Below are 11,218 nucleotides of genomic sequence, written 5' to 3' on the forward strand. Positions count from 1 at the left end.
CGACTGAACCGATAGGGTGCGCAGCCGGAACACCGGCTGTGAACACGGCCGGGCGGAGGTCAAACCCTGTTCGGAGTAATCTCGAATGTCCGTATCCATGCGCGAAATGCTGGAAGCGGGTGTCCATTTCGGACACCAGACCCGCTTCTGGAACCCCAAGATGGCCCCCTTCATTTTCGGCCATCGCAACAAGATTCACATCATCAACCTGGAAAAGACCGTCGCCAAGTACAACGACGCGATGGCCTTCATCCGCCGCATGTCCGCCAACAAGGGCACCATCCTGATGGTCGGTACCAAGCGCCAGGCCCGCGAAATCGTGGCCGAAGAGGCGCAGCGCGCTGGCGTGCCCTATGTCGATGAGCGCTGGCTCGGCGGCATGCTGACCAACTTCAAGACGCTGAAGCTGTCGGTCAAGCGCCTGAAGGACCTGGAAGCCATGGTCGAAGACGGCTCGATGGAACGCATGCCGAAGAAGGAAGCTCTGGTGCTGCAGCGCGAGCTGGTCAAGCTGCAGAAGAGCATCGGCGGCATCAAGGACATGGGCGGCCTGCCGGATGCGCTGTTCGTGATCGATGTCGGCTACCACAAGATCGCCATCACCGAAGCCAACAAGCTGGGCATCCCGGTCGTGGCCGTGGTCGATACCAACCACTCGCCGCTGGGCGTTGATTACGTCATTCCGGGCAATGACGATTCGAGCCGCGCCATCCGTCTGTACGCCTCCGGCGTGGCCGATGCGATCCTGGAAGGCCGCAACAGCGCCGCCCAGGACCTGGTTGCGCAGCTGAAGTCCGACGACGAATTCGTCGAGGTCGAAGGCGAAGGCGAAGCCCAGGCCTGATCGATTGCCGCGGGCGCCCAGGCGCCCGCGATTGTTTTACCGATTCGAACTTATAGGCAGGAATGAGCATGGCGGAAATCACCGCAGGTATGGTCAAGGAGCTGCGCGAAAAGACCGACGCTCCGATGATGGAATGCAAGAAGGCGCTGACCGAAGCGGGCGGCGACCTGGCCAAGGCCGAAGAAATCCTCCGCGTGAAGCTGGGCAACAAGGCGAGCAAGGCCGCCGCCCGCGTGACCGCCGAGGGTGTGGTGGGTCTGTTCCTGTCGGCCGACGGCAAGACTGCCGCCATGGTCGAAGTGAACTGCGAAACCGACTTCGTGGCCAAGAACGACGACTTCCTGGCGCTGGTCAATGGCGCTGCCAAGCTGGTCGCCGATAGCAACCCGGCTGACGTGGCCGCGCTGTCGGTACTGCCGTTCGGCGAAGGCACCATCGAATCGACCCGCGCCGCACTGGTCGGCAAGATCGGCGAGAACATGTCGATCCGCCGCTTCGTGCGCGTGCAGGCCGAAGGCAAGGTTGCCAGCTACGTCCACGGCGGTTCGAAGATCGGCGTGCTGGTCGATGTCGTCGGCGGTGACGACGCGATGGCCAAGGATCTGGCGATGCACATCGCCGCGTCGAAGCCGAAGTCGCTGGATTCGACCGGCGTGTCGGCCGACCTGATCGAAGCCGAACGTCGCGTTGCGATCGAGAAGGCGCGCGAAGCCGGCAAGCCGGAAGAGATGATCGCCAAGATCGCCGAAGGCTCGGTGCAGAAGTACCTGAAGGAAGTCACCCTGCTGGGTCAGGTCTTCGTCAAGGCCGAGGACGGCAAGCAGACCATCGAGCAGCTGCTGAAGGCGAAGTCTGCAAAGATCGCCTCCTTCACGCTGTACGTGGTCGGCGAAGGCATCGAGAAGAAGACCACCGACTTCGCAGCCGAAGTCGCCGCCCAGGCTGCCGCAGCAGCGGCCGCCAAGGCCTGAGCCCGGGAGCCTGCATGACTGTTGCCTATCGCCGCATCCTTCTGAAGCTGTCGGGCGAAGCCCTCATGGGCGACGACGACTACGGCATCAGCCGCGACATGCTTGCACGCATCGTCGCTGAAGTTGCCGAAATCCGCGCCTTGGGCGTGGAAGTGGGCGTCGTGATCGGCGGAGGCAACATCTTCCGCGGCGTGGCGGGCGGCGCGGCCGGTATGGACCGCGCCACCGCCGACTACATGGGCATGCTGGCGACCGTGATGAACGCGCTGGCGCTGGGCGACGCGATGCGTCAGGCCGGCGTCGCCGCGCGCGTGCAGTCGGCGCTCAGCATCGAGCCCGTGGTCGAGTTCTATATCCGCGGCAAGGCGATCCGCTACCTCGAAGAGGGCAAGGTCGTCATTTTCGCCGCAGGTACCGGCAATCCCTTCTTCACCACAGACACCGCGGCTGCGCTGCGCGGTCGCGAGATCGAAGCCGAAATCGTGCTGAAGGCGACCAAGGTCGATGGCGTGTACAGCGCGGATCCGATGAAGGATACGAGCGCCACGCGCTACGACCGCATCAGCTTCGACGAGGCCATCAGCCGCGACCTGAAGGTGATGGACGCCACCGCGCTCGCGCTGTGCCGCGACCAGCAACTGCCGATCAAGGTGTTCAGCATCTTCAAGGCGGGCGCGCTCAAGCGTGTCGTGATGGGCGAAGACGAAGGGACGCTGGTCCATATATAGTGGTGCAGGGGCCTTGGGCCCCTTTGTTTCAGCGGTCGCTCTGACGCGACCGTCCCTTCCAACAAGAGGCGACGTCATGATCCCCGAGTTGAAGAAAACCACCGAACAGAAGATGCAGAAGACGCTGGAGTCGCTGAAGACCGACTTCGGCAAGGTGCGCACCGGTCGTGCGCACACCGGCATCCTCGATCACATCCAGGTCGATTACTACGGCTCGCTGGTGCCGCTGTCGCAGGTCGCCAACGTGACCTTGATCGACGCGCGCGCGATCGGCGTTCAGCCGTGGGAAAAGAAGATGCTGTCGGTCGTCGAGAAGGCGATCCGCGATTCCGACCTCGGTCTGAACCCCTCGGCCATGGGTGATATCGTGCGCGTGCCGATGCCGCCGCTGACCGAAGAGCGCCGCAAGGAGCTGATCAAGGTCGTCCGTGGTGAAGCGGAGAACGCGCGGGTGGCCGTGCGCAATCTGCGTCGCGACGCCAACAACGCGCTGAAGGAAGCCGTCAAGGAAAAGGAAATTTCCGAGGACGACGAGCGCCGCGCGCAGGACGACGTGCAGAAGCTGACCGACCGCTACATCGCCGAGGTCGACAAGCAACTGGCGCAAAAAGAGCAAGACCTGATGGCCGTCTGAAGCCAGGCACCGGATCTTGTCTTCCAGCACCGGCACGTCAGCGGTCCCGCGACACATCGCCATCATCATGGATGGCAATGGCCGCTGGGCGCGCCGCCGTTTCATGCCGCGCGTCGCCGGCCACCGCAAGGGTGTCGAGGCGGTGCGCGCGGTGGTCAAGCGCTGCGCCGAGCGCGGTGTCGGCTATCTGACGCTGTTCGCCTTCAGTTCCGAGAACTGGCGGCGGCCGGCCGAGGAAGTCAATTTCCTGATGCAGCTGTTCGTGCGGGCGCTGGAGGACGAAGTCGTCCGTCTGCACGAGAACGGCATCCGCCTGCGCGTGGTCGGTGATCTGGGCCGTTTCGAGCCGCGTCTGGTCGAACTGATTCGCAATGCCGAGGCGCTGACCGAGGGCAATACAGGCCTCAACCTGACCATAGCCGCCAACTACGGCGGCCGGTGGGACATCCTTCAGGCGGTCGAGCGCATGTTGAAGGCGCACCCCGAGCGTCGTGACGGCTTCACCGAACAGGAACTGGCGCCACATCTGTCGATGGCCTATGCGCCCGAGCCCGATCTGTTCATCCGCACCGGTGGCGAACAGCGCATCAGCAATTTCCTGCTCTGGCAACTGGCCTACACCGAACTCTATTTCACCGACAGCCTGTGGCCGGAATTCAACGGCGCCGCGATCGACGAAGCCATCAAGTCCTACCAGCAGCGGGAACGTCGCTTTGGCCGAACCAGCGAACAGGTCCAGTCAGCGGCCGCCGCCGGCCAGCATGCTTAAGCAGCGCGTACTGACGGCCATCGTCCTGCTGCTCGGACTGTCGGCCGCACTGTGGGGCATGGATCTGGCCGCTTGGGGCTGGCTGGTCGCCGCAATACTGGGTTTCGCCGGCTGGGAGTGGGCGCGCCTGATCGGTTTCGCGCCGCTCGGCGCGCGTGTCGCGGGCGTGCTCACATTCGCCGTGGTCGGTTTCTGCGCGCAACGCGCTTTCGACGCGCTGGGCGTTGTTGCCGACGCGGCGCCCGCGCTGTCCGCACTGCATGCGCTGGCCATTCTGTTCTGGCTGCTGATCGTACCGTTCTGGATGTCGCGTGGCGCACGCCCGGCGCAGGTCTGGCTTGTTCTGACCGGCCTGCTCGTGCTGCTGCCGCCAGCACTGGCGTTGATACAGCTGCGCGCCATCGGCGTGCTGCCCTTGTTGCTGCTGATGGCGGTCGTCTGGATCGCCGACATCGCCGCCTACTTCACCGGCAAGGCCTTCGGTCGGCACAAGCTGGCACCGTCGATCAGCCCGGGCAAGACCTGGGAAGGCGCAGCCGGCGCCGTGGTCGCCGTCCAGCTGTACGGCCTCGCCATCAAGCCGGCGCTGTTCGACGCGGTGCAGATGCCCTCGGCACCGTTCTGGGCGGCGATGCTGCTGTTGCTGACGGCGGTGAGCATCGTCGGTGACCTGTTCGAATCGATGATGAAGCGGCAGGCCGGCATGAAGGACAGCAGCCAGCTGCTGCCCGGCCACGGCGGCGTGCTCGACCGCGTCGACAGCCTGACTGCAACGCTTCCCCTGATAGGCTTCTATCTGCTTAACCTGATACCCGGAGCGTCGAACTGATGCGCAGACTGACCGTACTGGGCGCGACCGGCTCGATCGGCGTCAGCACGCTGGACGTCGTCGCGCGCCATCCGGACCGCTTCGAAATCGTTGCGCTGTCTGGCCATCGCCAGATTGACCGCCTGGCCGAACAGTGCCTCGCCTTCGCGCCACGCATCGCTGTGGTGGCCGACGCGGACGCTGCCGTCGTGTTGCGCGAACGCCTGGCTGGTCGGGTGCCGACCGAGGTCATGCACGGCGTCGACGCGCTCGAAATGGTCGCCGCGCTGCCCGAGGTGGACACCGTGATGGCGGCCATCGTCGGCGCCGCCGGCCTGCTTCCGGCACTGGCGGCGGCGCGCGCCGGCAAGCGCATCCTGCTGGCGAACAAGGAAAGCCTGGTGATGAGCGGCGACCTGTTCATGCGCGAGGTCGCCGCCCACGGCGCAACGCTGTTGCCGATCGACAGCGAACACAACGCCGTCTTCCAGTGCATGCCGGCCAAAGGTCGCGAAGGCGTGCGCCGCATCCTGCTCACCGCGTCGGGTGGCCCGTTCCGCCGCACACCGATCGCCGATCTGGCCAGCGTGACGCCGGCGCAGGCCTGTGCGCACCCGAACTGGGACATGGGACGCAAGATTTCGGTCGATTCGGCCACCATGATGAACAAAGGCCTCGAAGTGATCGAGGCGCGCTGGCTGTTCGACACGCCGGCCGAGCGCATCGACGTGGTGATCCATCCGCAGAGCATCGTGCATTCGATGGTCGAGTACGTCGACGGCTCGGTGCTGGCGCAGATGGGCAACCCGGACATGCGCACGCCGATCGCCCACGCACTGGCCTGGCCGGAGCGGATTGAATCCGGCGTCGGCGTACTCGATCTGGCGGCGGGGGCCGATCTGGTGTTCGAGCGCCCGGATCTCGACCGTTTCCCCTGCCTCAAGTTGGCTTTCGACGCGCTGCGCGCCGGCGCCGGCACGCCGGCCGTGCTCAATGCGGCGAACGAAGTTGCGGTTGCCGCCTTCCTGGAACATCGGCTCGGTTTCCGTGCCATAGCCGACGTGATTGCCGCCACCCTCGACACCCTTCCCGATCAGCCGTCGAGCACGCTCGACGAGGTGTTCGCCGCCGACGCTGCGGCGCGCGAGGTCGCGCGGCGCCAGGTCGGAGCGCGCGCTTGAATCCGCTGTTCTATCTGGGAGCCTTCGCGCTGGCGCTGGGCATCCTGATCACCGTGCACGAACTGGGTCACTACAGCGTGGCGCGGCTGTGCGGCGTCAAGGTGCTGCGGTTCTCTGTCGGCTTCGGCCGCCCGCTGTGGATGCGTCGTTACGGACCGGACCAGACCGAGTGGGCCTTGTCGGTGTTTCCGCTCGGCGGCTACGTCAAGATGCTGGACGAGCGCGAAGGCGAAGTGGCCGAACACGAACGCGACCGCGCCTTCAACCGGCAGACCGTCGGGCGCCGTTTCGCCATCGTTTCGGCCGGGCCGATCGCCAATTTCCTGCTCGCCATCGTTGTCTATTGGGGCCTGTTCATCTACGGCATGGAAGAGCCGCGTGCGCTGCTGGCGGCGCCTGCGGCGGGCACGCCGGCAGCGGTAGCCGGCGTCACCGACGGTGAACAGGTACGCGCGGTCGATGGCAAAGCGATTGCGTCGGCGCAGGATCTGCGCTGGCACGTTGCGCGAGCCGCGGTCGAGGGCCGTTCGCTGGTGCTCGAAACGATCAACGAGCGCGCGGAGATCAACAGCCGCCGTATCGACCTGTCGGGCATAGGCAGCGATGTCGATGCCACGCTGATGGAGCGGGTCGGCCTGCTGCCGTTCCGCCCGCGCGTCGCGACCGTGGTCGGCAGCGTAGGCGAGGGCAGCGCGGCGGACAAGGCCGGCATGCGCGAAGGCGACCGCGTGCTGTCGATCGACGGCCGGGCGGTCGACGACTGGGCGGCCATGGTGCAGCAGGTGCGCGAACTGGGCGGCCGGACGGTCGATGTAGTGGTGCTGCGCGACGGTGCCGAGAAGGTGCTGCGTGCCGACGTCGCGACGGTGGAGGAGGGCGGACAGCGTTTCGGCCGCCTGGGCATCGGCCCCGAACCCGATCCGAGCCTGCGTGAGCGGCTTTTCGTCGAGGTGAGGCACGGTGTCGGCGAATCGCTGCTGCTGGCGGTGGGCCAGACCTGGGACACGGCCCTGTTCAGCCTCAAGGCCTTCGGCCGCATGATCACCGGCGAACTGTCGTGGAAGAACCTGAGCGGACCGGTCACCATCGCCGACTACGCGGGTCAGTCGGCGGCCATGGGGCTGACCCATTACATCAAGTTCATCGCCCTGATCAGCATCAGTCTGGGCGTGCTCAACCTGCTGCCCATCCCGCTGCTGGACGGTGGGCACTTGATGTACTATACGATCGAATTTTTCAAGGGCGGTCCGGTTCCGGAGCGGGTCATGGAAATCGGGCAACAGGTCGGCCTCGCCATCCTGCTGATGCTCATGGCGTTCGCCTTCTACAACGATATCAATCGCCTTTTCGGTTGACTACCGACTGAATTCCCCACTTCCCCCAATGCGCAAGTTTCTCCTGCCCGCCCTGATCGCGGGACTGCTGTCGGCTCATGCTCACGCCTTCGAGCCTTTCGTCGTCCGCGACATTCGCGTCGAGGGAATCCAGCGGACCGAAGCCGGCACGGTGTTCAACTATCTGCCGGTGCGCGTCGGCGAGAGCTTCACCGAGGACAAGGCGGCCGAGGCCATCAAGGCGCTGTTCGCGACCGGCTTCTTCAAGGACGTGCGCATCGAGGTCGAGGGCGACGTGCTGGTGGTGGTGATCGAGGAGCGCCCGGCGATCGCCTCGCTCGACTTCACCGGCATGAAGGAATTCGACAAGGAAGCGATCAAGAAGGGTCTGCGTGACGTCGGCCTGGCCGAGTCGCGCATCTTCGACCGCGCCGTGCTGGAGCGCGCCGAGCAGGAACTGAAGCGACAGTACCTGTCGCGCGGCCGTTACTCGGTCGAGGTCAAGACCACCGTGACGCCGCTCGAGCGCAACCGCGTGGCGATCAACTTCCAGGTCGACGAAGGCGAGGTCGCCAAGATCCGTCAGATCAATATCGTCGGTGCCAGTGCCTTCAAGGAGAAGGACCTGCTGAAGATGATCACGCTGACCACGCCGAACTGGCTCACCTGGTACACGAAGAATGACCAGTATTCGCGCCAGAAGCTGAGCGCCGACGTGGAAACGCTGCGCAGCTGGTACCTCGATCGCGGCTACCTCGAATTCAACGTCGATTCGACCCAGGTGTCGATCACGCCGGACAAGCAGGACATCTACATCACCATCTCGATCACCGAAGGCAAGAAATACACGGTGTCCGGTGTCAAGCTGTCGGGCGATCTGCTGCTGCCGGAAGAGGAACTGCGCAAGCTGGTGAAGCTGAAGCCGGGCGACGAGTTCTCGCGCAAGAACCTGACCGACACCACCAAGGCGATCAACGACCGTCTCGGCAACGAAGGCTATGCCTTCGCCAACGTCAATGCGGTGCCGGAACCGGACAAGGAGAAGCAGACCGTCTCCTTCACCGTGTTTGTCGATCCGGGCCGCCGCGTCTATGTGCGCCGGGTGAACGTGCTGGGCAACAGCAAGACCGCCGACCAGGTCATCCGCCGCGAATTCCGGCAGATGGAAGGCGCCTGGTACGACGGCGAAAAGATCAACCGCTCGCGTACCCGCGTCGATCGTCTTGGCTACTTCGATGCGGCCACGGTGGAAACGCCGGCCGTGCCCGGTACCACCGACCAGGTCGACGTGAACCTGACGGTGAAGGAAAAGCCGACAGGCAACCTGATGTTCGGTGCCGGCTTCTCCAGCTCGGAAAGCCTGATCCTGTCGACCTCGATTTCGCAGCAGAACCTGTTCGGCAGCGGCAAGTCGATGTCGCTGAGCCTGAACAGCGGCAGTATCAACAAGACCTACGCGCTGTCCTTCACCGATCCGTACTACACGCCGGACGGCATTTCGCGTGGTTTCGACGTCTATCTGCGCAACGTTGATCCGTCCCGCCTGCGTATCGGCAACTACCGCACGTCGTCGGTCGGCGCCGGTCTGCGCTGGGGTTTCCCGATCCGCGAGGACGACCGCATCAATTTCGGTCTGGCGGTCGATCAGACCTCGATCGACACCTTCTCCGACAGCCCGCAGCGCTACAAGAACTTCGTCAATGAATTCGGCGACACCAACAACTCGCTGGTGAGCACCATAGGCTGGGCACGCGACACGCGCGACAGCTTCATCTACCCGACGCGAGGCTCGATCCAGCGGGTCAACGGTGAAGTCGCCATTCCGCCCGGCGGGTTGCGTTACATGAAGGCCTCCTACCAGCACCAGACCTATTTCCCGCTGTGGGGCAACTTCGTGCTGATGCTCAACGGCGAACTGGGTTATGGTCGCGGTTATGGCGACAAGCCGCTGCCCTTCTATAAGAACTTCTACGTCGGCGGCATCGGTTCGGTGCGGGGCTTCGAAACGGCGTCGATCGGCCAGCGTGACCGCGATGGCAATGGCAACCTGCTGCGCACCACCATTGGCGGCGACCGCCGGCTGGTGATGAACGCCGAGGTGCTGTTCCCCTTCCCCGGCATGGGACAGGACAAATCGCTGCGTCTGGGCACCTTCGTCGATGCGGGTAACGTCTGGGCCGACGGCCAGAGCCTGAGTCTGGGCGATATGCGTTATAGTGCCGGCCTTTCCGTGGCGTGGAGTTCGCCCATGGGACCGCTGAAGTTCAGCATTGCACAGCCCCTGAACAAGGATCCGCTCGATCGTCTGCAGCGCTTCCAGTTCCAGATGGGCAATGTGTTCTGATCAAGAAGAGCTCCGTATGAACAGGTCGAGTATGTCCGCACGCTCCATATTCATTGCATTGCTGTCTTCGCTCGCTTTGCTGACGGCCGCACCGGTGCGCGCAGAAAGCGACGTCAAGATCGGCTTCGTCGACACCGAACGCATCCTGCGCGAGGCGGCACCGGCGGTGCGCGCGCAGAAGAAGCTCGAAAAGGAATTCGAGAAGCGCAGCCAGGAGCTGGAAAAGCTGGCCAAGCAGCTGCAGGGCATGCAGCAGAACATGGAAAAGAATGCGGTCACGCTGTCCGACAGCGACCGCCGCGCCAAGGAGCGCGAATTCAGCGAACTGACCCGCGACATGCAGCGTCGCGAGCGCGAGTACCGCGAAGACCTGAACCAGCGCCGCAACGAAGAACTGGCTGGCGTGCTCGACAAGGCCAACAAGGCGATCAAGGTGATCGCCGAGGCCGAGAAGTACGACATCATCTTCCAGGAAGTGGTGTATCGCAGCCAGCGCATCGACATCACCGAGAAGGTGCTGAAGGCGCTGGCCGACCCGCCGGCAAGCAAGTAAGAACATGGCAGCCCGTCTTGGCGACATCGTCGCCCGGTTGGGCGGCGAACTGCATGGCGACGCCGACCTGCTGGTCGAGCAGGTGGCGCCGCTCGACAGCGCCGGCCCGGCTCACATTTCCTTCCTGTCCAACCCGAAGTACCGCAGCGTTCTCGCCAGCAGCGGTGCGGGTGTAGTCATCGTGCCGCCGGCCGACGGCGAGAATCTCGCCCGCACGCACATCCGCGTGCGCAATCCCTATCTGTACTTCGCCCGCGTCGCCCAGCTGCTGAATCCCGATCTGCGGCCGGCAGGTGGCATCGATCCGGCTGCCAGCGTGCATCCGGGGGCGCGGGTCGATGCGTCCGCCCATGTCGCCGCCGGTGCGGTGGTGGGCGAGGGTGCGGACATCGGTGCCGACGTGCTGATCGGCGCCGGCTGCGTGGTGGGCGAGGGCGTGCGCATCGGCGCCGGCACGCGGCTGCATCCGCGCGTCGTCGTGTACGCGCATTGCGTGATCGGCGAGCACTGCATCCTGCATTCGGGCGCGGTCATCGGCGCCGACGGCTTCGGTTTCGCCCGCGAGACGGACGGCAGCTGGGTCAAGATTCCGCAGATCGGTCGCGTACTGATCGGCAACGACGTCGAAATCGGCGCCAACACCACGGTCGACCGCGGCGCGCTCGAAGACACGGTGATCGGCGACGGCGTAAAGCTCGATAACCTGATCCAGATCGCCCACAACGTGCGCATCGGCGACCATACTGCGATGGCGGCGTGTTCCGGTGTGGCCGGCAGCACGACGATAGGCAAGCGCTGCATGATCGGCGGTTCAGCCAACATCATGGGTCACATCGACATCGTCGACGATGTGGTGGTATCGGCGGTGTCGTTCGCGACCAAGTCGATTCCGGAAAAGGGCGTCTATACCGGTTCGGTGCCGTCGATGGAACACAAGGAATGGACGCGCAACTACTCGCGCCTGCGCCACCTCGACTCGATGGCCGACCGCATCAAGGCGCTCGAGCAACAACTTGCAACGCTGCAAGGCAACAAGGAAGACTGAATTGAAA

General features: G+C 64.5%; 11 protein-coding genes. All 11 read left to right on the plus strand.

Features of this window, described 5'->3' with window-relative positions:
• The first annotated feature begins 85 nt into the window (after positions 1–85).
• The 11 genes from rpsB (at position 86) to lpxD (ending at position 11,211) form a co-directional block, all read left to right on the plus strand.
• Complete coding sequence (rpsB, locus tag METFAM1_RS0103655; protein ID WP_020164763.1) at positions 86–844, plus strand: 30S ribosomal protein S2; 759 nt, start codon at positions 86–88, stop codon at positions 842–844.
• Between the two features lie 68 nt (positions 845–912).
• Positions 913–1,815, plus strand: a complete 903-nt coding sequence (tsf, locus tag METFAM1_RS0103660; protein WP_024300432.1) for a translation elongation factor Ts — start codon at positions 913–915, stop codon at positions 1,813–1,815.
• A gap of 14 nt (positions 1,816–1,829) precedes the next feature.
• Positions 1,830–2,543, plus strand: coding sequence for a UMP kinase (gene pyrH, locus METFAM1_RS0103665; protein WP_019918206.1), 714 nt, complete (start codon positions 1,830–1,832; stop codon positions 2,541–2,543).
• A 76-nt stretch (positions 2,544–2,619) separates the two neighbouring features.
• Positions 2,620–3,177 (plus strand): ribosome recycling factor, encoded by a 558-nt coding sequence (frr, locus tag METFAM1_RS0103670; protein WP_019918207.1) that lies wholly within the window; start codon positions 2,620–2,622, stop codon positions 3,175–3,177.
• Between the two features lie 16 nt (positions 3,178–3,193).
• Positions 3,194–3,946 (plus strand): polyprenyl diphosphate synthase, encoded by a 753-nt coding sequence (gene uppS / locus METFAM1_RS0103675; protein WP_024300433.1) that lies wholly within the window; start codon positions 3,194–3,196, stop codon positions 3,944–3,946.
• The gene (locus tag METFAM1_RS0103680; protein ID WP_019918209.1) at positions 3,939–4,775 is read left to right on the plus strand and encodes a phosphatidate cytidylyltransferase; all 837 of its coding nucleotides are present in this window, start codon (positions 3,939–3,941) and stop codon (positions 4,773–4,775) included. The genes uppS and METFAM1_RS0103680 overlap by 8 nt, the downstream gene beginning before the upstream one ends.
• Positions 4,775–5,935 (plus strand): 1-deoxy-D-xylulose-5-phosphate reductoisomerase, encoded by a 1,161-nt coding sequence (ispC, locus tag METFAM1_RS0103685; RefSeq protein WP_019918210.1) that lies wholly within the window; start codon positions 4,775–4,777, stop codon positions 5,933–5,935. The genes METFAM1_RS0103680 and ispC overlap by 1 nt, the downstream gene beginning before the upstream one ends.
• Positions 5,932–7,290, plus strand: a complete 1,359-nt coding sequence (gene rseP, locus METFAM1_RS0103690; protein ID WP_019918211.1) for an RIP metalloprotease RseP — start codon at positions 5,932–5,934, stop codon at positions 7,288–7,290. The genes ispC and rseP overlap by 4 nt, the downstream gene beginning before the upstream one ends.
• 28 nt (positions 7,291–7,318) lie before the next feature.
• Positions 7,319–9,613 (plus strand): outer membrane protein assembly factor BamA, encoded by a 2,295-nt coding sequence (bamA, locus tag METFAM1_RS0103695; RefSeq protein ID WP_019918212.1) that lies wholly within the window; start codon positions 7,319–7,321, stop codon positions 9,611–9,613.
• 31 nt (positions 9,614–9,644) lie between these two features.
• Positions 9,645–10,166, plus strand: coding sequence for an OmpH/Skp family outer membrane protein (locus METFAM1_RS0103700; RefSeq protein WP_020164754.1), 522 nt, complete (start codon positions 9,645–9,647; stop codon positions 10,164–10,166).
• A gap of 4 nt (positions 10,167–10,170) precedes the next feature.
• Positions 10,171–11,211, plus strand: coding sequence for a UDP-3-O-(3-hydroxymyristoyl)glucosamine N-acyltransferase (gene lpxD, locus METFAM1_RS0103705; RefSeq protein WP_024300434.1), 1,041 nt, complete (start codon positions 10,171–10,173; stop codon positions 11,209–11,211).
• Positions 11,212–11,218 lie beyond the last annotated feature (7 nt).

The organism is Methyloversatilis discipulorum (assembly GCF_000527135.1).
Lineage (GTDB): Bacteria > Pseudomonadota > Gammaproteobacteria > Burkholderiales > Rhodocyclaceae > Methyloversatilis > Methyloversatilis discipulorum.